Below are 23,289 nucleotides of genomic sequence, written 5' to 3'. Positions count from 1 at the left end.
TGAGCCACAGTGCATCCCACAGCGGGTAGGCGGGGTCACGGCACGGTCCGCGCAGGGATCATTGCCGGAGCTCGGCAGCATGAGACACATATGCACCCCTCCCGGCGCCGCTCCGAGCGCCGATGGGGAGAGCCGCGGCCTTGGGCCCTGCCCGATCCCGAAAGGTGACGTGCCCGTGCCAGGGAAAGCCGTGCCTCCGACAGCCACTCCCAGTGAGCGAGACTGTCAGTGGGGGGACGCCCTGCCGGCCCCGTCCCGTGGACGCCCCGGCCTGTCGGCTCGGGCACGGACCGTCGGCTTCAGTCCGCAGGAGATCGTGATGAACGGCTCGGTACGGATGGGACGAGTCCTCGGGGTACCGCTGCGCATCCACTGGACCGTGCCCCTGCTGGTGATGCTCTTCGGGTACAGCCTGGGCAGCCGGACGCTCCCCGCCACGGTCCCGGAACAGTCGAACGGCGTCTACACGGTCGCCGGCCTGGCCGGCGCCCTGCTGCTTCTGGGGAGCCTGCTGGCCCACGAGGCCGCCCACGCCATCACGGCCCGGAGGAAGGGCATCGAGGTCCAGAGCATCACGCTCTGGGCGCTGGGCGGGATGACCGAGATGGGCAGGCCGGGCGCCGCACGCGCAGTCTTCCTGGTGGCTGTGAGCGGGCCGCAGCCTGGTCGTCGGTGCGGCGGCGTTCGGCGCGGGCATCGGGCTGGACGCGGCATCCGGCTGGGCGGTACCCGCGGCCGTCCTGGTGTGGCTCGGATGGGTGAACGGCGTCCTGGCCGTGTTCAACCTGCTGCCGGCCGCGCCGCTCGACGGAGGGCGGGTGGTGCAGGCACTGGTGTGGTGGCGTACGGGAGACCGCGACCGGGCTGAAGGGACAGCCGCACGCGGCGGGCAGGTCCTCGGCATCCTGCTGATCGCTCTGGGATGGATCTCCGTTCTCCGTGGCGTCTTCGGCGGTCTGTGGCTGGCGGTCATCGGCTTCTTCCTCGTGGTCGTCGCCGGCGCCGAACTCACTCCGCGCACGGCTGGCCCCGGCCCTGCGCGGAGTGAGAGCGGCCGACGCCATGTCCAGTCCCGTGGAGACCTGCCCGGAATGGTTCACCGTGGAGCGCTGCGTCGAAGACGTGGCCCTGCGGACCCACCACTCGACCCTCGTCCTGACCGACTTCGAAGGACGCCCCAGCGGCCTCCTGCAGCTTCCCCGGCTCGCTCGGATCCTCGGCGAGCAGCGGCAGACACTGCGCGTGCGTGACGTGGCGGTCCCGCTGCAGCGGTGCACGACCTGTGCGCCGGACGACCTTCTGCAGGACGTGCTCGACAAGCTCCGCCCAAGCAGCGGCCTGCCCATCCTTGTCACCGACGGCCCGCACGTGGTCGGGATCATCACCGCGCGGGACATTTCCCGGATCGTCCAGCGCCACGGACTCCGCAGGCCGGAGAGCCAGTGATCGCCGGGCCACGTCGGCGCCGGGGCAGACGGCCAGGGGCGGCGCCCCGGTAGCCGGGCGCCTGAAATGCAGCGTTATGTATGCGTGATCCGTTCCGTAGCGCTGTGCTGCTGAGTTGGGTACGCGGGACGGCGCCGGTGTCGCGTCGGCCTCCTGCAGGCGTGGGATCAGGAGCGAAGCTGGCCGCAGTTCCGTGCGATGCGCGCGGGTTCGTTCGGTGACAAGGCGGAAGGAAGGCGCAACGTAGTGACGATCGCCGATGCGGTGTTCGCGTGGGTGGGTGTGGGAGCGCTGCTGGCGGCGGTGCTGCCCCGGGTGGTGGCCGGACGGCCGTTGTCGCTGCCGCTGGTGTTCCTGGTGGCCGGCATCGGCGTGTACCTGCTGCCCCTGCCGCTGCCTGTGATCGATCCGGTGGATGACCGGCTGCTGGCGGAGCACGTCACTGAGATCTGCGTGATCATCGCGCTGATGGGCGCAGGACTGGCGCTCAACCGCCCCGTCGGCCGACGTCGCTGGGCCACGACGTGGCGGTTGCTGGGCGTCACGATGCCGTTGACCGTCGTGGTCACCGCTCTCGTGGCGTGGTGGCTGCTGGACTGGCCGCCGGCCGCCGCGCTGCTGCTGGCCGCGGTGCTGGCGCCGACCGATCCGGTGCTCGCCTCGGAGGTGCGGGTGGGGGAGCCCACCGAGGACCCCCATGATGAGGACGAGGTGCGGTTCGCCCTCACCAGTGAGGCGGGCCTCAACGACGGGCTCGCCTTCCCGCTGACGTACGCGGCTGTGGCGCTGGCTGCTGCCGCGGGCAGCGGCTGGTCAGCCGCCTGGGTCGGCGCGTGGGTGGTGGAGGACGTCGCGTTCAAGTGCACGGTCGGTGTGCTGTGTGGGTTGCTGGTCGGCCGGCTGCTGGGCTGGCTGTTCTTCCAGACCCGATCGCCCGTTCTGCGGCTGTCCGAACACCGCGAGGGTTTCGTCGCGCTGGGCGCCACGTTCCTGTCGTACGGGGTGACCGAGCTGCTGGGGGGCTACGGCTTCCTCGCCGTGTTCACCACCGCGTGCGCGATCCGGGCGGCCGAGCGTGCTCACGGATTCCACAACGTCCTGCACGACTTCGTGGAGCAGATCGAGCGCCTGTTGACCGCAGCGATGCTGTTTTTGCTCGGGGCCTTCACCGCGCTGGGCGGCCTCGCCTCTTTGACCTGGCAGGGTGCCGTCACCGCGCTGGTACTGCTGGTAGTGATCCGGCCGCTGTCCGGGTGGGCAGGGCTGCTCGGGGGCCGCCCGCTGGGACAAGAGCGCTGGGTGGTCGCGGCCTACGGCATTCGAGGCATCGGTTCGTTGTACTACCTCGCCTACGCGCTGGGACAACACGACTTCCCGGTGCCGGAACGGGAACTGTGGGCGGTGGTGACATTCACCGTACTGGCTTCGGTCGTGCTGCACGGTGTCACAGCGGGGCCGGTGGTGGCCCGGCTCGACCGGTCGCGGACTGCCCGGCCCCCGCGGCAGGAGGGAACGGGCGGAGCGGGCGGCACCGGGCGCGGTCGGCGATGAGTAGCTCGGCAAGGATGGGACGCACTCTGGGAGCGCCGCTGTGCATCTACTGGACCGTGCCCCTGCGCGTGATGCTCTTCGGGTTCGGTAGAAGTGGTGCGTGAGGTGGGCGGCGGTGACCGTACCGAGCAGCGTCGGCCGGTGCCGTCGTAATTCGATGACGGCACCGGCGCCGTCTCCTCCGCGGGTGGCTACTGGCCGGCTCGTGGCCGTCGGCCGGCGGCCACGGGGGTGCCGTCTTGCCTGGGACGGTGGGCGATTGAACGTCTGGCACAGGGCGACGAGCAGAAGCACCGCGGCAGGCTGCGGGGCATGAGGCCCGAACCTGACGGGGCCCCACCTGCCGCCCGCCAATGCCGAACGCGCTTCGGACCCGCCAGGCCGTCGGGTCCGGGCCATGGTGCCCGCGACCGGTGGGGCCTGTCGATCGAACCATGATGACGACGTGCAGGGATCTCCGGGCAGTGAGCAGCGCGGGCGAACGAGCCGCCGGAACGGCGTGGAGCGCGGCAGGTCGCACAGGGTGGGCGAGAAGCGGCGTTCGGCACAGGCCGGTGGTTCGGTGTACGACACCTCGCCGCGATCACCGACCGGTGGCTACACTGCGCCGCAGGTGAGCCGGGAAGTCTGGTCGGCATCGGGTTCAACGTTTCTTGGAGTCGACCATGACCAGATCTGGCAAAGGGCAGGCAGCGTTGCGTTCGCTTACGGTTGCCGGTGTGCTGCTCACCCTCGTCGGCGCGGCGATGTGGGTGCTGCCAGGCCCCGGCCTACCCGTTCTTCTGACCGGGGCGATGTGCCTGGCGGCTGCGGGCGTAGCGCGACTGACCGGTCGGCCCCGGTAGCTCCGCGGCCGCCATCCCCGGCCGGCCGATCCCGCCACACCGTAGAAACCGGTCGGCCCTGCCACACCGCAGACCTTCTCCATGCGCTGTCCGGCGTGGCCGGGTCAAGTGCGCGGTGCACGGAAGCTGTGCAGAGACCGGCATCAAGGGAGCGTAAAGATTGCCGGAACCAGGCAGTGTTTTGGCACCGTCTATATGTGAGCATGCGGTCACCGGCACGGTGGCAGGTGGGGAGAGGCGGTGAATGCAGATGACCTGGTTTCTGGGTCTCGGCATAGCAGGAGTCGTACTCCTCGTCTTGTCCCTCGTTTTCGACGGTGTCCTTGAGGGCCTCTTCGACGGCGTCGATGCGCTGGACGGCTTCTTCGACGGCTGGCTGTCGCTCCCGGTCATCGCCGGTTTTGTGTCCATGCTCGGCTTCTCCGGCGCGATCGTCATGGGTACCACCGGGCTCGGCGCGTTCGGCGCCACCGCGGTCGGCGTGCCCGCCGGAGCCGCCACGGGCTGGCTCGCGTACCGCCTCAGCCGCGCGCTGCTGAACGACCGGGCCGGTGCCGCACCGCGCGACGACGACCTGATCGGCGCAGCGGGCTCGGTGGTGACGGCCATTCCGGCCGACGGCTACGGCGAGGTGCTGGTGCACCTGGCCGGGCAACCGGTGAAGCTCGCGGCCAAGAGTCCGGCCCCGGTGGCGCGAGGCGCCGAGATCTGGGTGGAGGAGGCGCTGTCGCAGACGGCGGTTTCCGTCCGCCCGGTCGAACGCTGACCCACCACACCCCGCCGCACATCGGGCGCCGCAACAGCCGATACATCGACGCTCTTGCATCCACATGACCCATATCGATCTGCCGTCCCCTGGGAGGGCTGAGGGGAAGGACATCATGAGTCCAGTAGTCATCGCCGTGATAGGAGTCGTCGTACTCCTTGTCCTGCTCGGCCTCGTCGTGGTCACCCGCTATAAGGTGGCGGGCCCCAGCGAGGCGTTCATCGTCACTGGGCGGCGCGGCAAGCAGGCCACCGACCCGGAGACCGGGCGGGTGTTCACCGACAACAGCGGTCAGAAGGTCGTGGTCGGCGGCGGCGTGTTCGTCGTGCCGTTCGTGCAGCAGAAGTTCACCCTCGACCTGTCGTCCCGGCACATCCCGGTCGCGGTCCGGGGCGCGGTCACGTTGCGAGGCGTGAAGGCGCACCTGGAGGGTGTCGCCATCGTCAAGGTCGGTGGCACCGAGGACTCGATCCGCGCCGCCGCGCAGCGGTTCCTGATGCAGCAGGACGGAATCGTCGGCTTCACCCAGGAGGTGCTCTCCGGTGCCCTGCGGGCCATCGTCGGCCGGATGTCGGTGGAGGACATCATCCGCGACCGCGCCGTGTTCGCCGGGCAGGTCGCCGAGGAGGCTGAGGCGAGCCTGTCCGGGCAGGGACTGGTGCTGGACGCCTTCCAGATCCAGGACATCACCACTGAGGGCTCCTATCTGGAGGACCTCGGCCGTCCGGAGGCCGCGCGTGCCAAGCAGGAGGCCGACATCGCCGAGGCCGTCGCCCGGCGTGCCGCCGAGCAGGCCCGGCTGAAGGCCGAAGAGGAAATAGCCATCGCCCAGCGGACTTTTGCGCTGAAGCAGGCCGAGATCAAGGCCGAGACCGACGAGGCCGCAGCCCGTGCGGCCGCTGCCGGCCCGCTGGCCGAGGCTGCCCGTCAGCAGGAGGTGCTCAGCGAGCAGGAGAAGGTCGCCGAACGCCAGGCCGCGTTGACCGACCGTGAGCTGGACACCAAGGTCCGCAAGCCCGCCGACGCCGCCCGCTACCAGGCCGAGCAGGAGGCCGAGGCCCGCCGCATCGCGCTGGTCAAGGAGGCCGAGGCGACCGCCGAGCGGTCCAGGCTGACCGGTGAGGGCGAGAAGGCGCAGCGCGCCGCGCTCGCCGCGGCAGTACGCATCGAGGGTGAGGCGGAGGCCGCCGCCATCGGTGCCAAGGGGGCTGCCGAGGCCGACGCGATGCAGAAGAAGGCCGACGCCTTTGCCCAGTACGGCGACGCGGCCGTGCTGCAGATGCTGGTGGAGGTGCTGCCGCAGGTGGTCGCCAAGGCGTCCGAGCCGCTCAGTGCGATCGACAAGATGACGGTGATCTCCACAGACGGCGCCAGCCAGTTGTCCCGTACGGTCGCCGACAACGTGGCCCAGGGCCTCGAACTGCTCGGTTCCACCACCGGAGTCGACCTCGCCGAGCTGCTGAAGGGCATCACCGGCAGGGTCGGCGGTGCGCAGCCCGCGCCGACGGGGCCCGCTGAGGCCAACGGGAAGGTCGAGATCACCGGCTGACGCCGACATCAGCCGGAGGCGCGAGCCCGGGCGGTCTGGCACCGCCCGGGCTTGTGCGAAAAGGCGCTCCTGACGTGCCGCGCCGCACCGAGGTGACTGTGCACGTTCTTCCGCCGCTGGTCGGCTTTCCGTAAGAGAGGTGTGAGTTGTGTTCCTGTGGTTCTGGCTCATCGGCTGGTCGGCATTCGCGCTGCCCCTGGCCATAGCCTCGTTGCGGGGCTGGGCGCCGAAGTGGGTCCGGCGTCGTACGAGCCCGTGGAGTATCCGCGTCCGGGGAGTCGCGCTGCTGGTGCTCTGGCTCGGCGGGCTGACGGGCCCGTTGCTGCGGTGGAGCGACCTGGACTCCGCGGACGCCAGTTTTCTCGCTTCCGTGGTGCAGGGCGGACTCCTCATGTTCGCAGGAGGTCTGGTGGCCGGATCGCAGCTGGGAGAGTGGTTCTACCGGCGGGCCGTGCGAGCACAGGTGGTCGACCAGGCTGAAGGCATCAGCGGGCGGTTGTGATGATTGGCCGGGCCGAACCCGGTGCCCCGCTCGCTATCACTGGCTGACTGATCTGGTCAGCCGGCTTTCCTCCCCCACCGTGTGTCGATCCGCTCCCAGTCCACGGCCCACTGCTGCATACGCCGCTGATTCAAGTGGAAGCGTGCGACGGAGACAGCGGCCAGGGCGATGCCACCCGCCCCTGTGGCGACCAGCAACCCTCCGGCGGCCGCATGGGATCGCGCCTGCCCGTCGGTCAGGGGAGGGGCGGTGAGGTGACCGCTCTTGTCGATCCAGACCGTGACCCGGTCGCCGGCAGGACTCGTGGCCGACACCCTGGCCTCACCAGTACGTGACGAACCGTCCGGCGCGGTCCAGCGGACCGTCGCCCACACCCGGGGATCGCCGGCTGCCCTGGCGGGCACCTTGCCCTTGGCGTCTTCCACGAGTACGGCCGACACCGCGCGGCGCTCCGTCCGCTGCCGGTCGGCGGACCGCTCGATCGCGTCCGCCGCTGCCAGCCCCGCGTACAGGCCGCCCGCCAGGGCCAACACCCATCCAGCGAGGATGATCCAGGCTTCGATGACGTCGCTGAGCCGCCGTAGCGGGTTTCGCCGCCACCGCCAGCATCGAATCCTGGCACACGGTGCCGTTGCCATCGGCCGACACCCCTTCGTGAGTACCGGCAGCTCGCTTCCAGCCTGCTGCAGGGGAGAAACGGCCTGGTCCCAGTGCAGCAGGCCAAGACGATGCAGGGCACCGGGACCGCCGCCCAGGCTCCCCACACTTAGCTTGCGCGCACAGCCGTGGTGGCCGCACTGCCGGAACCCGGCAGTGTTCCCCACCGTCCGAATGCCGGTTTCTGTCAAAAATTCGCCTACGCCCTGGCCGCAGCTCCTGGTGAGCAAGCACGGATGTCGGCCGGTCGGACAGCGTAGGGCGATCCGGTACGGGCCGGTAGGACCGGCCGTGCGGAGCGAAGCCGTCAGCAGGCGTGCAGCAGGCGGCGCCAGGTCCGGCGGAACCGGCCCATCAGATGGGGGCACAACGGGCTGCCGTGGCGCAGGCTCACGGCGGTTTCCCGGGTCATCGCCGCGAAGAACGCCCGCCCGGGGCGGCTCTGCACGGTGGTGTTCCACCGGTAGTCGCGACACTGATCCAACACGAAACACACGAGCTCTCGCCCCAGCCCTTGGCGTTGCCACGCGTCGCAGATCCAGAGGTTCAGGATGCGCCCGGTGCGGCACGTCCGGCAGGTTCGGAAACGGAGTCGGCCGATGACACGGCCGCACGGGCCGGTCAGGACCAACTCGACCGGACCGCTCGCAGCTATGGCGGCGACGCGGCTCAGTCGTAACGGTCGACCGTCAGGGGAGCCGTCGTCCGAGAACCCGGTCATCGCGGGTGGCCCTCCTGCTGTCTCTTCCCGGTGAGCGGGTTCGGCCAAGCTCCGGCGTCCTGCTCCCGACGGCTCCGGGCCACGTATCCCCGCTCCTTCAGGCCACCACGTGGGTCTCGGGCTGCTGGTCGTCGCCCTTGCGTCCGGCGGGGATTCCGGCGAGGTCGTCGACATCGAAGAGGCGGGCGATCGGGACGTCGGTGGAGCTGTGCGCGATGATCGAGAAGGCGATGCAGACGGCGATGAGGGTGAACGCTTCCTGGCCTTGCGGGATACCGGCCTGCAGCACGAGCAGCCCGTAGACCACGGACGCGAAGCCCTTCGGGCCGAACCAGGCCGCGACCAGCTTTTCCTGGCGGGTGAAGCGGGTGCCGAGCAGGGAGAGCAGCAGGGATGCCGGGCGGATCAGCACGATGGCGAGGATCACGGCGACGTATCCGCCGAAGGACAGGTCCCCGAAGAGCGATGGTGTCAGCAGCGCGCCGAACACCAGCAGGGCCGCGAACTTGGCCAGCTCAGCGAGCGCCTCGCCGAGTGGTTCGAATGCCTCCTTCGCCTCCAGGGACCGGGCGGTGAGCACGGCGCCGGCGGAGAACGCGGCGAGGTAGGGGTTGGCGTGCGTGAGGTGGCAGACCGCGTACAGGGTCACACCGATCGCCAGCGGCAGCAGCGGCTGCAGCTTGGGCTCGGCGCCCAGCAGCCTGAACCGTACGAGCTCGATGACGATGTAGGGCAGGACGATGCCGAAGACCAGCCCGAGGACCAGCTCCAGGGCGATCTTGCCCAGGGATGCCTCGGCGTGCCCGGAGGTCGGTCCGGCCGCGGCGATCAGGATGAGGACGACGGGCAGGGCGAGGCCGTCGTTGATGCCGCTCTCCACGTTCAGCAACTGCCGCAGTTTCGCCGGGACTTCCTTGCGGCCGACGATCGCGGAGGCGAACACCGGGTCGGTGGGCGCGAGCACCGCGCCGACGAGGAAGGAGGTCGTCCAGTCCAGGCCCACGAGGTAGTGCGTGATCAGTGCCATGCCGGCGAACGCCAGGGGCATTCCGAGGCCGAGCGCGCGGGCCGGGTTGCGCCAGTTCTCGCGCAGCTTGGGGAAGGAGACGTGCATGCCGTCGGTGAACAGCACCGCGAACAGCGCCAGATCGGCCGTCACGGACACGATCTCGCTGTCCGGCGTGATGTGGATCAGACCCAGAAAGCCGTCACTGACGAGCGCCCCGCCTACCAGGAACAGCAGCGATGTCGACAGAACAGTCCGGGCGGCCAGACCTGACAGCAGCACCGCGATGAGCAGTGCCACCCCGAAAACCATGACGAGCACCATGCTCGCGACCCCCGATCGGCGAAGAGAGTTCTCCCTGAACCGCCGACCAGACTTCCCGGCACACCGCGGGGAACCCTACACGTTCCTTACGCCGCACTGACAGGCCCTTGTCGTGCACTCTGGGCCGTCCGACATTGCCGCGGTGCGGCATGGAGCGCCGAGCGGGACGCGCCTCACTCGGTTTCCGCCTGCCCGTGTGTCAACGCGTAGGTCAGGCCGATCTGCCGCATGACCGCCCGAGCCTGGTGGCTGGGATGGGTGATGATCAGCCGCGTTCCGCGTGCCCGCGCGGCTCGCAGTGCGGTGAAGAGCGCCGCGCATCCGGCTGGGCTGAGGTGCCGAAGCTCCGCCAGGTCCACCTCCAGGACATCCGGTCCTGCTTCGATCAGCCGCAACAGGCGCAGGCCCGTCCGTCCCGCGCTGCGGGCGTCAAGGTCGCCGTGCAGCCTGACAACCTCATGACCGGCACGCGGTCCGGGACCGGCCGTTGGGCGGTGGCGGAAGCGGAAGAGGTGCATCAGAGCCTCCAGGCAGGCGGACATATCCGCCGACCAGGCTTCCCGGCACACCTGGGGGCAGCGTACGGGTGGTGACCGTCGCGCGCCCGTTGCGCGCGTCCCTGCCCTGGTCGGCGGAGTCCCGGCCCTCGGTGCGGCAGTGATGCCTTGCCGACAGTCGGCATGCCAGCGCCTTCGACAACTGCCGGAGACCGGCAACGAGCCGACCTGTACGGAGCCGCTCCTGCGGGCATGCGCTAGAAAGGCGTCAACAAGGCATCGACATCGGGGGTACTCACATGGCGGGGCGGGACGCGTCCGGGGAGTACGACGAGTACCTGGAGGGATATGCCGACATCCTCGCGGACGCCTCGGCGACCGGGCGTCGGCTGACCCGGAGTGAACTGGATTCGCGCCGCGCGTTGGGTGAGCAGGCCGCGGAGGCGGGCCTCGGACTGCGGGCCCTGGTCGGCGCTCACATGACCGCCACCCGGGCGCACTGGCCGACCGGGGACGGCGTTTCAGCGGACGACGTGCTGGGCGCCGTGGCGCAGGCCGTCGACGCCTTCGCTGAAGGCTATGAGCGGGCGCAGCGGCTCGCCGTACGCCAGGAGGAAGCCGCTCGCCGTGAGTTCATCGACGACCTGCTGTACGGCCGCAGCGACCTGGGACGGCTGGCCCAGCGCGCGGAACGGTACGGGCTGCGGCTGTCGTACGAGCACGCGGTCGCCGTGGCACGCGGCACGGTCGCGTACGAGGAGGGGGACACGGTTCTGCGAGAGGTGGAGCACGCGCTGATCGGCCGGTTCGGAGACCGCAGCATCCTGCTCACCACCAAGGACGGCCGACTGGTGTGCATCGCCCCGGGCGGCCAGAGCGACGTACTCACTCACTTCGCCAAGCAGGCGTTCGCCGCCACCGGCGGCGGCCAGGTGGGAATCGGCCGCCCGCAACCCGGCGCCGCCGGCGTCGTCCAGTCCTACGAAGAGGCCCTGAACGCCCTCGACCTGGGCGAGCGCCTCGAACTGGACGAGCCCGTGCTGCACGCGGCCGACCTTCTCGTCTACCCGGTCCTCACCCGCGACCGGCAGGCCATGGCCGACCTGGTGGAAAGCGCCCTCGGTCCGCTGCGCGGAGCCCGCGGCGGGGCCCAGCCGTTGCTGGACACCCTCACCGCCTATTTCGATTCCGGCTGTGTGTCTGCGGAGGCGGCGCGGCGGCTGTCGCTGAGCGTGCGCGCCTTCACCTACCGGCTGGAGCGCATCCACAAGCTCACCGGTGCGGACCCCTCCGACCCCGTCCACCGCTACACCCTGCAGACCGCGGTGATCGGAGCCCGGCTGCTGGACTGGCCGACGAAACCCGAGTGATGCCGTGATGACGATCACGGTGATGTACGGCGTCCGGAGGCACCCGATCCGCATACCTGCGGTGGCCGCGGATAGTGTGTAAAGAACGCGTCAAGGGACGCGGGGTGTGCCGGGAAGTCTGGTCGGCGTCGAAGGGGCACGTGTGCCCGAAATCCGATGCTGTGGAGGGCCTCCCGGATGGCTGATGGTCAGCGTGAGCGTTCTGTGTTCCTCGGCCTGCTGCCCTGGCCGGAGCGGATGCAGGTGGCCCGCGCCCTGCGCACGGAGACGGTCGGCGGGCTGGTGCTGCTGGCGGCGGCCGTGGTGGCGCTGGTGTGGGCGAACACTCCGTGGAGCGGCACGTACGAGGAGATCCGTGACTTCCACTTCGGGATGCCCGCGCTCGGCCTGGACCTGTCGGTGGGGCACTGGACGTCGGACGGGCTGCTGACCATCTTCTTCCTGGTCGCCGGGATCGAGCTGAAACGCGAGCTGGTCGTCGGTGAACTGCGGACCCCGGCCACGGCGGCCCTGCCCGTGGTTGCCGCCCTGTGCGGCATGGCGGTTCCCGCCGGCGTCTACCTGGCCACCACAGGGATCGGCGGGGGCAGCGGTCAGGGCTGGGCGGTGCCGATGGCCACGGACATCGCCTTCGCGCTCGCCGTCCTCGCGGTGCTCTCCACCCACCTGCCGTCCGCCCTGCGGGCCTTCCTGCTGACGTTGGCGGTGGTCGACGATCTCGGCGCGATCCTGGTGATAGCTCTCTTCTTCACCAGCGACCTGAACCCGGCCGCGCTGGCCGGGGCCGTGGCCGGTCTGGTCGTGTTTTATCTGTTGCAGCGGTTCCGGGTGCGTGGCTGGTGGTGGTACGTGCCGCTGGGCGTGGTGATCTGGGCGCTGATGTACAACGGCGGCGTGCACGCCACGGTCGCCGGTGTTGCCATGGGCCTGATCCTGCGGACCGCACGGGGCGAGGGCGAGGACGCCTCCCCCGGGGAGCGGACCGAGCATCTGCTGCGGCCGGTGTCGGCCGGCGTGGCGGTGCCGTTGTTCGCGCTGTTCGCCGCTGGGGTGAGTGTGTCGACCGAGGCCGTGGGCGAGGTCTTCACCCGCCCGGAGCCACTGGGCGTGGTGTTGGGTCTGGTCGTGGGAAAGACGGTGGGGATCTTCGCCGGCACCTACCTGGCCGCCCGGTTCACCCGGGCCCGCCTCAATCCGGACCTGGCCTGGGCGGACGTGTTCGCCCTCGCGGTGCTGGCCGGCATCGGCTTCACCGTTGCCCTGCTGATCGGTGAACTCGCCTTCACCGACCCGGCCGACGTCGAGTACATCAAGGCCGCCGTCCTGCTCGGCTCGCTGCTCGCCGCGGCCGTCGCGGCGCTGCTGGTCAAGCGCCGCAACGGGATCTACCGCCGCCTGTGGGAGGCCGAGACCCGGGACGATGATGCCGACGGCATCCCCGACATCTACCAGCGCACCGCTTCCGGCCGCGATGGTGTCGAGGGCGCGAGCTGAAACGGTGCCTGCTACTCAGCCTGTGCTTGGGTGATCACTCCAGTGGGGTCGCCGCTACACTCGCCGACACTCTGACGGCATGAGCTGCTGGACCTGGACAAGGGAGCCGAAGGTGCGGGAGCCGTTCAAGCGAGGCGGTGCGGTCGACATCGCGATGGGGTGGCTCGCTTTGCTGGTCTCGACTGCTCTGCTGTTGAAGGGCGTAGAGCTGACCAGACATGGGGCCTCGCTTTGGTGGCCGATGAGCGCAGGCGCGATGGTCGTACTCAGCCTGCATGGCCAACATGGCCTGTATCGGATCCGCCGGGACAGCCGCCGCAGCAGTCTGTGAGTGCCCCTTGCCGACTGGCCGTGGCACTCCCGTCGCGGCCACGTCGGCCACGGCCAAGAGCCGTCTCACGCCTTCTCGCCGTAGACGAACCGCTCGATCTCGGAGACGGGCAGGTCACGCCTGGTCGGCCGGACATAGCGCGCGAGGTACTCCCGGCTGCCAACCTGCTCCCGCTCGGCCCAGCCGTACTCCTGAAGCAGACTCCGGGCGTCCTCGGGGGCGAGACCGAAGTGCCACACTGCATGCTTCACGACGAAGTCCTGGTGGGCCCGCTCGGCGCCGTAGAAGTCGATTCCGTCGAGGAAGTCCTTGGGGACGTACGTGAAGATCAACCGACTGCCGAGGGCGGCCTTGGCCAGGAATGCGAGCGTCCTGCGCACGCTGTCCTCCGTCAGGTACTGCGTCACGGCCTCCCAGACGAACATCGTCGGAATCCCCTGATCGAGGCCATGGGCGTGCAGCAAGTCGGCGAGGTCATCGGTCTGGAAGTCGACCGGGACCAGAACCACGTGGTCAGGAACCCGACCGAAGATCGCCTCCAGCCGCCGCCGCTTGTGGGCGATGTTGGCGGGCAGGTCGATTTCGGACGCCCGCGCGCCCGCCGACGGCACCAGACGGTAGGCCCGGGTGTCCAGGCCCGCGCCGAGGAACACGAACTGCTCGATCTCTGCCTGTACCGCTTCGGAGACCTTGTCGTCGGCATACCGTTTGCGGGACAGGACGCTCGCCCAAAGACCAAGGGTTCGGAAAGAGGGGTGGTCAGCGCTCCGCGTCGTACTGTTCCCGCCACCGGTCGATGAGGGTGGCCATCTCGCGCTGTAAGAAGGCGTAGAAGTCCCTCATCTCGTGCAGGCGCCGCCCGGCGACGCTGTCCTCGCCTGCGGCCTTGATGCCCTCGGTGGCGGCGTCGCCCATGACGGCGAGCGTGGCGTTCTGGTTGCTCATCAGCCTCGCCCAGGCGTGTTCGCGGAAGCGGTAGTGGTCCCGCCGGCTGCCGGGCGCCGGGACCCGCTCGATCATGCCGATGGGGAGGAGTTGCTTGACCGCGCCCGACACCGCACCGGAGCTGATCTGCAGCTCGTCGCACAGGTCGTTGGCTGTCATGGTCTCCTGGCGGCTGAAGAGGAGCGCGGTCATCACGCGCGCGGTGGTCTTCTGCATCCCGCCCTGGGCCAGGGTGAGCGCGAGCCGCTCCGCCGCCTCGCGCAGTCGCCTGCCCTGGCTGCCTGCTGGAGTGGACCAACTCCCGCACCCTGGGGGCGTACGACTGGCCCGAGAAGCTTCGTCCTCGCTCACTTTTCCTGGCTGGAGGAGTGGGCGAAGCCGTCGCTGACGGCCAAGGCGCGGTACCTGGAGACACTTCGGGCCCAGGCAGCCCGGTTCGTAGATCCGGAGGAGCTTGTCGTAGCTGCTGCCGCGATGACTCTCCCCATGCCCGAGCTTCCGCGGGCGGACCCGGTCTTCGTGGTGCTCGGCGGCAACAGCCGGGTGTCAGGGGCACTCGTGGACCTGTGGCGGCGGTGGCAGAGCGCGGCAGGGCGACTCTGGGAAGGGCCGGGGTGCGTGCATACCTCTCGTACGAGATCGTGCGAGGCATCCGCAGCAGTCGGAAGGGTTACGATGCGGCCCGAGCCGAGGCCGCGCGCCTGATTGAGTCCTGGGAGGAACAGGCCAGGGCGGCAGCGACGTTGGCGGACCGGGCTCCGAGATGTCGACTGACGGCGCATGTGCCGGAAGCGTCCGAAGGCACGCCACGTCATGATGTCCGGGATTTCCTGGACGGGCTGGATACGTGGACGCTCGGTGTGCTGGTCACGTGGACCGTTGATGCCGACTGGGGGAGCGGCGTCCTCACATTGGAAGTCCCCGATCTCGTCGCCGAACGGCTGCTCGGCCCGGCGAGCGGCCTTCCGTGCAGCCCAGTCGTTGGGACGGCGGATCTGCCCGAGCGCGACCGTGGTCCTGGAAGTCAGCCGGGCATCGTTCGTCCAGGCATCTTCGATGACACCCCGGTCTTCGACCGGCGCCCCGTCACACTCGATCACATCCGTGCGCTGCGCACGCTGACACCCGGTGCCGACCAGCTGCACCTCGTCTTCTCGGCGAGCGGGGGAGCGGAAGTGCTGCCTCTCGACACCATCGAGAGGCGGCTGGCCAAGGGGTGGCTGGGCGTCCTCATCGCAGGCGCCCGCGACCTGCCCGGAAGCGTGATCGGCCCGGAGGAGCCGGAAACCAGTCCCGAGCCCGAGGGGAGTGATGCTCAGCTGCCCGGTCGCGGCCAGGGCGTCCACGATCCGCATTTCGGTGAAGGTCTGGGTCTTGCCGAGGGCGGACGCCGGACCCTCCGCCAGACCTACGGCACCGAAGATCGGGATCTGAATCTTCGCCTGCTTGCCCTGGCGCGCGGCGCGCGCGACCTGCGGAGCCTGGATGCCGAGGGGCCTGGCGGGCTGCCGGTGGCGGTATGGCGCGGCCTGCTCACGGAGGACCGCCTCGACCTCGTGCCTTTCCGGCAGCCCGGCAGCGACCGGTGGCGAAGTGGCAGCGGCCTTCCTTTGGGTCCCTTGGCCGCAGTCCAGCTCTACACCACCAACGCCAACCCTCTGATCGAGGGCAAGGGCCACTCGCCGCTGTGCCGGCACGCCCGTGAACGAGCGGTTGTGGCCGGCGACGAGCTCCTCACCGTCGCGGATCTCATGGCTCGCACCGACTTCGACTGGTGCAGCAAGTGTGGTGGCTACGCCATACGCAGACTCACTGACTCCCAGCTGTCCTACTACCGTGCGGCTCACCGATTGCATGACATCAAATGGCGACTCGATGGCAGGAGCGGAATTTCCGACACCGACACCTCCATGGTGATCACCCGACTGGAGGAGCTGGCGGCCTGGCAGCCGGTCGATGAGGAACAGTGGTGCAGCAGTGATTCCTGGCAATGGCAGGACATCATCCGCGAGCTCAGGCGCAAGGCCGCCAGGTCTCACGCCGTGACGGGCCCTGGCGAGTCAGCCTCTTGACGTGGCGGCGGCCCTTGGGCGCGCGCGTCACGGACATGCCCGGTGGGGACCAGTTGGGGACCAGACGGTGTCCGCGCACCTGAACGGCACGCACGGCACCGCACGCTGTGCACCCTGATTTCTGACTGTATGTGCAGACAAAAGGGATAGCCCATACTCCTGGGGGTCAAGGGGTCGCAGGTTCAAATCCTGTCGTCCCGACTTGGAAGAGTCGCGGTCGAGGGCCGGTTCGGAGAGATCCGAACCGGCCCTCGGTCATGTGCGCCCAGCAAGGGCGATTGCTTGGGGTTGAAAGTCCCCTGGGGGAAGAGGTGGTGACCCCGAGCCGGAGGCAACGGCGTCATCGTGAGGTGGGGTCGGGAGGAAGCCCGGGGCGAGACCTGGGCACTGAGGAACACGAACCGCGTATGAGGCGTGTTGGTCGGGTGAGCCTGCATGGCAAGGCGAAGCCCGTCACCGCCAAGAAGGCCAGTGCGTGAACGCGGCGGGGATCCAGGGACAGTGATCGTTCTTACCTGGGGAGATCTGTTCGGGTGTCGGTTGTGCTGAGGCGTCGCCGCGCCGACGGAGTGGGCCGGGAGGTCGGCTCTGACCGGGCAGAAGTCAGCAGAGACCGCAGTACCGGCCGGGATGAGCAGAGTGGCTGGGAAGGGCCGAACATCGAGTGGCACGGGTGATGTGGTGGTTGCTCGTGCCGGGCACACGGACCGCAGCAAGTCCGGGTCGCGCGGCGGGCCCATCCACCATGATCCCGGCGTCCAGGTACCTGCGGATCTGAACCGCCGGATGCGCGGCCCGCATGTCCGGTGGTGTGAGAGGAGGGCCGGGCGACCCGGCCCTCCTACTCGATTGCCGGGTCCTGGCCGGGTCACGATTCGGTCAGCAGGCGCTCGGGCCGGTGGGGCGAGAGGTCCAGCTTCGCCAGCACCCCGGGGACGGTGATGCCGGGCAGGACGAGAGCGAAGAGCTCCGTGACTTCGCTCACCAGGTCCTTCTTCTCCGGCAGGGAACTGCTCACCAGCTGGACGCCGGTCCACGCCCCGACGAACAGCCGGGCGATCGTGGCAGGGTCGGCGTGCTGCTGGAGTTCGCCCCGGTCCCTCGCGGCGACGAGCAGGTCCATGCTCAGCTGGATCCAGTCGGGCCAGCGGGTGCCGAACAGCGACCTGGCCTTGGGGTCGACGGAGAGCCGGATCGACGCGCTCAGCAGGGGCTCGCGGGGGAGGCGGTGGGCGAGGAGCAGTGCGACGTCGATCCACTCCTGCATCTTGTAGGTCTGGGAAGCGAATCCCTGCGTGGTCACCGCCTCGTCGAGCACCCCCTGTGCGAGAGCCTCCTTCGACGTGAAGTGGAAGTACAGCGCGCCCCTGGTGAGTTGCGCGCGTTCCAGGATCACGGAGATGGACGCGGCGTCGTATCCGTACTCGTTGAAGACCTCGGCCGCGGCCTCCAGGAAGATCCGGCGGGTCCGGACGGCCCGGTCCTGCTTTACCACGTCGCTCCTTGTTTACCCAGGGTCTCCTTCAAGATGAAAGGACCAACGGATCGGTATGTTAGGCGGTTCAGCCTAATCCCGTGCAACGGCCGGTGCGAACCCGGCCACCGTCCCGTTCACCGCTCGTCGACGCGGCCGGCGCACCGGCCCGCCGCCAGGGGCCCCGAGACGCTGTGCCCCGCGCGCATCCGCTCGTCCCAGCGGGCCACGACTTCGGAGCCCGACGCCTCGATGTCGGCCCGCGTCCTCTCCGAGGCGAGGCTGGGCAGCACCATCTTCCAGAACCGCGTCACCACGCGCCGGGAGGGCAGGGCGGTGTCCTTGCGCCCGAGGGACTCGATGCCCATGACGATCGCCATGATGGTGGAACAGGCGTCGTCCGGCAGCACCCCGTCGGCCAGGTTTCCCTCGTACTCGGCGATGGTCAGCATCCCCCGCACCCAGCCGCGCCACTTGAGCCAGAGCTCGGCACCACCGTCCCAGGCGGCGTCGTTGTCGAGGCCGAGCCCGGCGCGCAGCACCACGTTCTCCTCGAACTGCGTGGCCAGGACGTGGGTGGCGTCGATCAGGGTCTGCAGGGGCGAGGGTCGAGCCTCGGTGCAGGCGGTCGTGATGTACCGCAGGCTCTCCTCGGCGGCGGCCTGCACGGTCTCGCCCAGTTCCTTCTTGCTGCTGAAGTGAAAGTTGAGCGCGCCTGTACTCACGCCGGCCCCGGTGCTGATGTCCGCGAGTGACGCGGACATGAATCCTCGGCGGTCGAAGACCTCGGCCGCCGAACAGATCAGCTCCTGCCTCGTGCGTACCGCACGGTCCTGCTTGGTCATCCTTGCAGCTCCGGGGGTGATGAATGGTAAGCCCTGTGCACACGTCCGCGCACACAGGGTCACGCTAACAAACCGAACGTTAGGTTTCTTCTTTTCGGCTGACTCCGCGACGACCATGAACCGGGCGGACTTGGCGGCCTGTCGGGCTGTGGATCTCAAAGGGCCGGGAGAATACCATGCCATATGCTCGCTATCCAGTTCGATTGTTTCGGTGGTCCCGAGGTCCTCACCCCCGTCGAGCTTCCTCCTCCGGTCCCTGGACCGGAGGAGGTTCTCGTCCTGGTGGAGGCGGCCGGCGTCAACTTCGCCGACACGCACCAGACCGACGGTACGTATCCGATCGCCGACAGCCTTCCGTTCGTCCCGGGCAGTGAGGTCGTCGGGCGAACCCCCGACGGGAGACGGGTGTTGGCCCGGGTGACCGGAGGTTACGCCCAGCAAGTGGTCGCCAGACAGTCCGCGGTCGTGGAAATTCCCGAAGAGATGCCGGCGGCCGAGGCGTTGGCGCTGCTGATGCAGGGGCTCACCGCCTGGCATCTGCTGCGGACCGCGGCCCGGATGCGGGAGGGCGAGACCGTCGTCGTGCACGCCGCAGCGGGCGGAGTCGGCAGCCTCGCCGTCCAGTTGGCCAGGGAGTTCCGCGCGGGTCGGGTGCTCGCCCGGGTCTCGTCCCCGGCCAAGGCGGAGCTGGCTCTGCGGCTCGGGGCGGACGAGGTGGTCGAGTACCCGCTGGAGCGGAAGGCCGATGTGGTCCTGGACGCGGGCGGCGGGCCTCTCCTCGGTTCGGCGCTGCACTCGCTCGCCCCCTTCGGCCGGCTGGTCACCTATGGCGACGCCTCCCGTGAGGGCCTCTCGCCGATCGATCCCGCACTGCTCCACCAGCTCGGTGTGTCGGTCGTCGGCTTCCGGCTGCGGCACGCGCTGGCGGCGCCCGGCGCGATGAGCGGGCCGCTGAAGGAGCTGTTCCGCCTGGTCGACGAAGGGCGCCTGAAGCCCGTCACGGGTGCCGCGTATCCGCTGGCCGAGGCGCGGCGAGCGCACGAGGACATGCTGGCGCGGCGCACGACGGGCAAGATGGTCCTCGTCCCCTGAGGGCGGCTGCTTCCTGATACGCCTTCGGCCCGGTGCCCGTGCCCGGATCTCCGGTCCGAAGGCGGTTACCCCGCGATGGGCGGCCGAAGAACGGCGGTGCCTATGGTCGTCCCATGACCACCCCCATGGCGGCCCGCATGACACCGGGAGACCGGTCGAGCCCGGCACTCCGAGGAGTGCCGGGCTCGACCGTGTGTGGGTCACAGAACAGATCGACGGATACGTTTCATGAGGACGGATCAGGGCTGCGGAGCCGAGTGATCAGAGGATGGTGCCGGTGAGTTCGCCGCGGAAGGCGGTGTGGCCGGTCTGGGTTCCGGTGACCCGGACGATCAGAGCGTCAGCGGCCGACGGCAGTGGTTCGGCCTCGACCAGGCAGGCGACGTCGAACTCGACGTAGCGCTCGAACTCGATGTCGACCGCTGTGGTGTGGAAGACGCCGTGGGGGACAGTGGCCTGGGCGGCCTGGACCGCCGCTTCGATCAGACCGAGGCCGGGCACGTGGTCCACGGGGTGGTCCAGGAGATGGGTGTTGGCGATGTCGCTGCGCAGGAGCCAGCGCAGGGGTTCACCGGTCGGGCAGAGGACGACGTCCGAGTCCGCGGCACGGCCGACGGATGCCGGGTCGAGCGGCGCGGGCAGGGGCCAGTTCCCCCAGTCGACGATGGCGCGCTCGCCGCGCAGCCGACGGTAGGCCGCCGGGGATATCCAACCGAAGTCCGTCCGGGCGCCGGCCACCAGCACTCCCTCGCGGAAGACCCGCATGTCCATCGGTAACGAGCGTGCCGCCCGGCCGGTTCGCTCGCGCCGCGGTATCGCGACCTCCACCTCGAAGAGGGGGGCCTCGCCCGGCTCCAAACGGAAGTCCGGGTCCACGGTGTAGTGGAACTCGCTGAGCGTCGTCTGGTGCGTGAGCGGTACCTGGTACTCGGCGTGGGCGACGGTCAGTCCGCTCTGCCGGACGGTCTGGGTGAGGAGACGAGCGTCGTACGGCCAGGAGCCGGTGTGGGTGGGCCACTGGGCGCGTAACAGGAACGTGTCGGGGCCGCTCTCCCTCCAGTCGGTGATCAGGACGCGCTGCGGATCTCTCAGGTGGACGAGTTCCTTGGGAACCCGTTCGTGGCTGTCGGTGCCAAGTGGCACGTCGGCGAGGTGATGCCCCGTTCTGCGCGGGCGTGTAGTGGTGTCGGACACGGAAACCCCCAGGTGATGACTCAGTGGTCGGCTTAGCCATCGTCGAACTCGCGCTCGACTCGCATGAACATACCGATCCATCGGTTCTTTTTACAAGGAATGCCGAGGACCGCACCAAAGACTGCTCAAGCGAACGGCCCGGAGCAGGTCGTGGTCCGAAAAGGCCCTGGTGAAGCGGCTGTTACGGCACCGAGGACGACTCCTCGGCGAGACGAGCAAAGAAGGCAAAGACGGCCCGGCGTGTCGCTGGGCCCCGTACCGGCCTGCTGCACGTCGGTACGGGGCCCAGTGACGGTCCGCTTCCGGACCGGTCGGGCGTCGCCGGGGACTAGATGTAGGGCGTCCCGGGGTCGAGGCCCACCAAGACCCTGCCGTGCACCTCCAGGCTCATGTTCGGGTTCATCAGACCGTGGAGGGTGAGCGCCTCGATGTCACGGCGGAAGCGCCGGAAGTGTCCCTTGCGGACGAGCGACGACGCGGAGCTCACCGAGTTGAGCGCCTCGACGGCCTCGTTCACCAGCTGGATCGCGTGCCCGGCCCGGCCGCGCACCGTCGCCTTCTCCGTGTCGGTCAGCGGCTCACCGACGTCGGCGCGCTCCTGGAGCAGCGTCAGCTGCTTCTCGAACAGCGCCTCCGCGGCGGCGATCCGGTTCTCGGCGACGGCCACCTGGTGCTGCGTGAGCGGGTGCTCGCGCTGGTCCTCCCAGGTGGTGTAGGCGATGGGCCGGCCCAGGCCCCCGACGAACGTCTCGTAGGCCCCCTTCGCGGCGCCGAGGTAGATCGCCACCGACTCGGAGATGACCATGCTCAGCAGGCCGTAGTCGCGGCCGGTGGCACCGGAGTTGGAGCGGCCCGCGGCGGTGCCGGTGAGTGCCTCGCCCACGGTGACCAGCCGGTGCGCGGGCACGAACACGTCACGCGCGGTCGTCGTGGAGCTTCCGGTGCCGATCGTGGCGGACACGTGCCAGTCGTCCGCGATCGACAGCTCCGACATCGGTACGAGGGCGTAGGCCTCGTCGAAGGTGCCGTCGGGCAGCTCCACCGTGGCGGCGACCAAGTCCCACTCCGCGCCGCGGCACCCCGTGTTGAACCGCCAGGTGCCGTTGAGGAGGTAGCCGCCCTCGGTGGCGACCAGCGTGCTGTCGCCCGCGGTGAAGGCGCCGGAGATCCGGACCTGACCCGCGGCGAAGATCTCCTCCTGCGTCACGTCCGGGTACAGCGTGGCCAGCCAGGCGGTGGACACCCAGGCCACCGCCACCCAGCCGGTCGAGGCGCAGCCGCGCGCTATCTCGGAGAGCACCGCGTACTGCTGCGGCAGCGACAGGTCGAGCCCGCCGAACCTGCGCGGCACGGCGATCCGGAAGACGCCCGCCTTCTCCAGCAGTTCGATGCTCTCGTCCGGGATCCAGCGCCGGTCCTCGGCCTCCAGCCCGTTCTCCCGGAGCGTGGGCACGATCTCTCGCACCGCCTCCAGGACGGAGTCGAAATCGGGTTCATGCGGGGACATGGCGCCTCCTGGCATCGCTCGTGTGCCTGCTCTTCACCGTCGGGACGGTGCGCGGCCGACCGTAATGGCCGGGTGGGTGCGGGCGGGTAACACGCTGTCACTGAGTGGTAATCGCATGATCTCCGCCCGGCCGGGGGCGCCCCTGAGGGGGCGGGGCGGTGGCGGGTGTTTGGGCGAGCTTTGACCGTCCGGTCCCATCATGGCGACGTCTTCGCCCCGAAGGGGTTCACGGGAACCGCCGGGGCGCCGAGTGGAGGAGCGACATGAGTGGTGAGTGGTTCCGCAGGTTCGTCCCCGACTCCCCGGGGGCTTCCGTGAGCGGGGGTGCGCTGAGACTGGTCTGCTTCCCGCACGCGGGCGGCGGCGCGAGCGCGTTCCTCCGCCTGTCGCGCGAGGTCGCGCCCGGCATCGAGCTCGTGGCGGTGCAGTACCCCGGCCGTCAGGACCGTCGTCATGAGGAGCCGCACGCCGGTATCGGGCCCCTCGCTGACGTCCTCGCCGACGAGATACGGCGCGAAGTGGCGGGCCCCTACGCCTTCTTCGGACACAGCATGGGGGCGATCGTCGCGCACGAGGTCGCCCTGCGCCTGGCCGAGCGGGGAGAGCCGGGGCCGCGGCGGCTCTTCCTGTCCGGTCGCGGGGCTCCCTCGACGACGCCCTACGCGAGCGACCGGCTGCGCACCGACGCCGACGTGCTGGCCATGGTCCGCAGACTGGGCGGCACGGCCGGCGCCGTCTTCGACGACCCGGACGTGCTGGCCATGGTGATGCCGACCCTCCGGGCCGACTACCGGGCGCTCGGCTCCTACGTCTGGACACCCCGCCCCGCCCTGGACATCCCCTTCACGGTGCTGATCGGGGACGCGGACCCGGTGGTGCCGGTCAGCGCGGCGGCGGGGTGGAAGGAGTTCACGACGGTCGGCACCGACATGGAGGTGTTCGAGGGCGGTCACTTCTACCTCGACGTCAGGACGAAGGAGGTCGCCCGGGTGGTCACCTCAGCCCTTGGCCGGGACGGCGAACGGAGCCCGGCGGCCACGGTCTGAGCAGGACCGCGCGGGGGCGGCGCGAGGCGTCTGCCCCCTCTGCATGTCCCGCATG

The 23,289-nt window shown here is 69.7% G+C and carries 22 protein-coding genes and 1 pseudogene; 13 read left to right on the top strand and 10 right to left on the bottom strand.

All coding sequences use genetic code 11. The features are described 5' to 3' along the window. The first annotated feature begins 319 nt into the window (after positions 1-319). From ACWD26_RS31680 to ACWD26_RS31650, 7 genes are all read left to right on the top strand, one after another. On the top strand, positions 320-868 hold the full coding sequence (locus tag ACWD26_RS31680; protein WP_451275500.1) for a hypothetical protein: 549 nt from the start codon (positions 320-322) through the stop codon (positions 866-868). Next, positions 759-1,250 carry a site-2 protease family protein gene (locus ACWD26_RS31675; RefSeq protein ID WP_451275392.1) on the top strand — a complete coding sequence of 164 codons (492 nt, stop codon included), beginning with the start codon at positions 759-761 and terminating at the stop codon, positions 1,248-1,250. Before ACWD26_RS31680 ends, ACWD26_RS31675 begins: the two co-directional genes overlap by 110 nt. Further along, complete coding sequence (locus tag ACWD26_RS31670; protein WP_451275391.1) at positions 1,243-1,446, top strand: CBS domain-containing protein; 204 nt, start codon at positions 1,243-1,245, stop codon at positions 1,444-1,446. Before ACWD26_RS31675 ends, ACWD26_RS31670 begins: the two co-directional genes overlap by 8 nt. Before the next feature lie 246 nt (positions 1,447-1,692). Beyond that, on the top strand, positions 1,693-2,997 hold the full coding sequence (locus ACWD26_RS31665; protein WP_451275390.1) for a cation:proton antiporter: 1,305 nt from the start codon (positions 1,693-1,695) through the stop codon (positions 2,995-2,997). A gap of 1,095 nt (positions 2,998-4,092) precedes the next feature. Further along, positions 4,093-4,608 carry a hypothetical protein gene (locus ACWD26_RS31660; RefSeq protein ID WP_451275389.1) on the top strand — a complete coding sequence of 172 codons (516 nt, stop codon included), beginning with the start codon at positions 4,093-4,095 and terminating at the stop codon, positions 4,606-4,608. 115 nt (positions 4,609-4,723) lie between these two features. Further along, the gene (locus ACWD26_RS31655) at positions 4,724-6,157 is read left to right on the top strand and encodes a flotillin family protein (RefSeq protein ID WP_451275388.1); all 1,434 of its coding nucleotides are present in this window, start codon (positions 4,724-4,726) and stop codon (positions 6,155-6,157) included. Between the two features lie 148 nt (positions 6,158-6,305). Continuing rightward, positions 6,306-6,659 carry a hypothetical protein gene (locus tag ACWD26_RS31650; protein ID WP_451275387.1) on the top strand — a complete coding sequence of 118 codons (354 nt, stop codon included), beginning with the start codon at positions 6,306-6,308 and terminating at the stop codon, positions 6,657-6,659. 56 nt (positions 6,660-6,715) lie between these two features. On the opposite strand, the gene ACWD26_RS31645 is transcribed toward ACWD26_RS31650, so the two are convergent. From ACWD26_RS31645 to ACWD26_RS31630, 4 genes are all read right to left on the bottom strand, one after another. Further along, the gene (locus ACWD26_RS31645) at positions 6,716-7,297 is read right to left on the bottom strand and encodes an Rv1733c family protein (RefSeq protein ID WP_451275386.1); all 582 of its coding nucleotides are present in this window, start codon (positions 7,295-7,297) and stop codon (positions 6,716-6,718) included. Between the two features lie 326 nt (positions 7,298-7,623). Continuing rightward, positions 7,624-8,037: a GNAT family N-acetyltransferase gene (locus ACWD26_RS31640; RefSeq protein WP_451275385.1), complete on the bottom strand. Its 414-nt coding sequence runs from the start codon at positions 8,035-8,037 to the stop codon at positions 7,624-7,626. A gap of 97 nt (positions 8,038-8,134) precedes the next feature. After that, a complete protein-coding gene (locus ACWD26_RS31635; protein WP_451275384.1) occupies positions 8,135-9,367 on the bottom strand; it encodes a cation:proton antiporter in 1,233 nt (410 codons plus the stop codon). 173 nt (positions 9,368-9,540) lie between these two features. Continuing rightward, a complete protein-coding gene (locus ACWD26_RS31630) occupies positions 9,541-9,936 on the bottom strand; it encodes an STAS domain-containing protein (protein ID WP_451275383.1) in 396 nt (131 codons plus the stop codon). Positions 9,937-10,163: 227 nt separating this feature from the next. On the opposite strand from ACWD26_RS31630, the gene ACWD26_RS31625 reads away from it, so the two are divergent. From ACWD26_RS31625 to ACWD26_RS31615, 3 genes are all read left to right on the top strand, one after another. Continuing rightward, positions 10,164-11,234 (top strand): PucR family transcriptional regulator, encoded by a 1,071-nt coding sequence (locus ACWD26_RS31625; protein ID WP_451275382.1) that lies wholly within the window; start codon positions 10,164-10,166, stop codon positions 11,232-11,234. A 177-nt stretch (positions 11,235-11,411) separates the two neighbouring features. Continuing rightward, complete coding sequence (gene nhaA / locus ACWD26_RS31620; protein WP_451275381.1) at positions 11,412-12,728, top strand: Na+/H+ antiporter NhaA; 1,317 nt, start codon at positions 11,412-11,414, stop codon at positions 12,726-12,728. A gap of 112 nt (positions 12,729-12,840) precedes the next feature. After that, entirely contained in the window at positions 12,841-13,059 is a 219-nt protein-coding gene (locus tag ACWD26_RS31615) for a hypothetical protein (protein WP_451275380.1), read from the top strand. A 65-nt stretch (positions 13,060-13,124) separates the two neighbouring features. Here ACWD26_RS31615 and ACWD26_RS31610 read toward each other — a convergent pair. Both ACWD26_RS31610 and ACWD26_RS31605 read right to left on the bottom strand, forming a co-directional pair. Beyond that, positions 13,125-13,799 (bottom strand): annotated as a pseudogene (locus ACWD26_RS31610) (class I SAM-dependent methyltransferase); the annotation flags it as partial. A gap of 19 nt (positions 13,800-13,818) precedes the next feature. Further along, positions 13,819-14,355, bottom strand: a complete 537-nt coding sequence (locus ACWD26_RS31605) for a GbsR/MarR family transcriptional regulator (RefSeq protein ID WP_451275379.1) — start codon at positions 14,353-14,355, stop codon at positions 13,819-13,821. A gap of 263 nt (positions 14,356-14,618) precedes the next feature. Here ACWD26_RS31605 and ACWD26_RS31600 point away from each other — a divergent pair, with 263 nt between their 5' ends. Next, positions 14,619-16,076 carry a hypothetical protein gene (locus ACWD26_RS31600; RefSeq protein WP_451275378.1) on the top strand — a complete coding sequence of 486 codons (1,458 nt, stop codon included), beginning with the start codon at positions 14,619-14,621 and terminating at the stop codon, positions 16,074-16,076. A gap of 868 nt (positions 16,077-16,944) precedes the next feature. On the opposite strand, the gene ACWD26_RS31595 is transcribed toward ACWD26_RS31600, so the two are convergent. Next, a complete protein-coding gene (locus tag ACWD26_RS31595; RefSeq protein WP_451275377.1) occupies positions 16,945-17,571 on the bottom strand; it encodes a ScbR family autoregulator-binding transcription factor in 627 nt (208 codons plus the stop codon). Between the two features lie 116 nt (positions 17,572-17,687). Beyond that, the gene (locus ACWD26_RS31590) at positions 17,688-18,395 is read right to left on the bottom strand and encodes a ScbR family autoregulator-binding transcription factor (RefSeq protein ID WP_451275376.1); all 708 of its coding nucleotides are present in this window, start codon (positions 18,393-18,395) and stop codon (positions 17,688-17,690) included. Between the two features lie 183 nt (positions 18,396-18,578). Here ACWD26_RS31590 and ACWD26_RS31585 point away from each other — a divergent pair, with 183 nt between their 5' ends. Continuing rightward, positions 18,579-19,487 carry a quinone oxidoreductase family protein gene (locus tag ACWD26_RS31585; RefSeq protein ID WP_451275375.1) on the top strand — a complete coding sequence of 303 codons (909 nt, stop codon included), beginning with the start codon at positions 18,579-18,581 and terminating at the stop codon, positions 19,485-19,487. A gap of 261 nt (positions 19,488-19,748) precedes the next feature. Here ACWD26_RS31585 and ACWD26_RS31580 read toward each other — a convergent pair whose 3' ends face one another. Beyond that, positions 19,749-20,630 carry a ScbA/BarX family gamma-butyrolactone biosynthesis protein gene (locus ACWD26_RS31580; RefSeq protein ID WP_451275374.1) on the bottom strand — a complete coding sequence of 294 codons (882 nt, stop codon included), beginning with the start codon at positions 20,628-20,630 and terminating at the stop codon, positions 19,749-19,751. Positions 20,631-21,009: 379 nt separating this feature from the next. Continuing rightward, positions 21,010-22,188, bottom strand: a complete 1,179-nt coding sequence (locus ACWD26_RS31575) for an acyl-CoA dehydrogenase family protein (protein WP_451275373.1) — start codon at positions 22,186-22,188, stop codon at positions 21,010-21,012. 263 nt (positions 22,189-22,451) lie between these two features. Here ACWD26_RS31575 and ACWD26_RS31570 point away from each other — a divergent pair, with 263 nt between their 5' ends. Further along, on the top strand, positions 22,452-23,234 hold the full coding sequence (locus ACWD26_RS31570) for a thioesterase II family protein (protein ID WP_451275372.1): 783 nt from the start codon (positions 22,452-22,454) through the stop codon (positions 23,232-23,234). Positions 23,235-23,289 lie beyond the last annotated feature (55 nt).

The organism is Streptomyces sp. NPDC002787, assembly GCF_053592095.1.
Note: the sequence above shows the minus strand (reverse complement) of the source record. Positions and strands in the feature narration are given on the sequence as shown.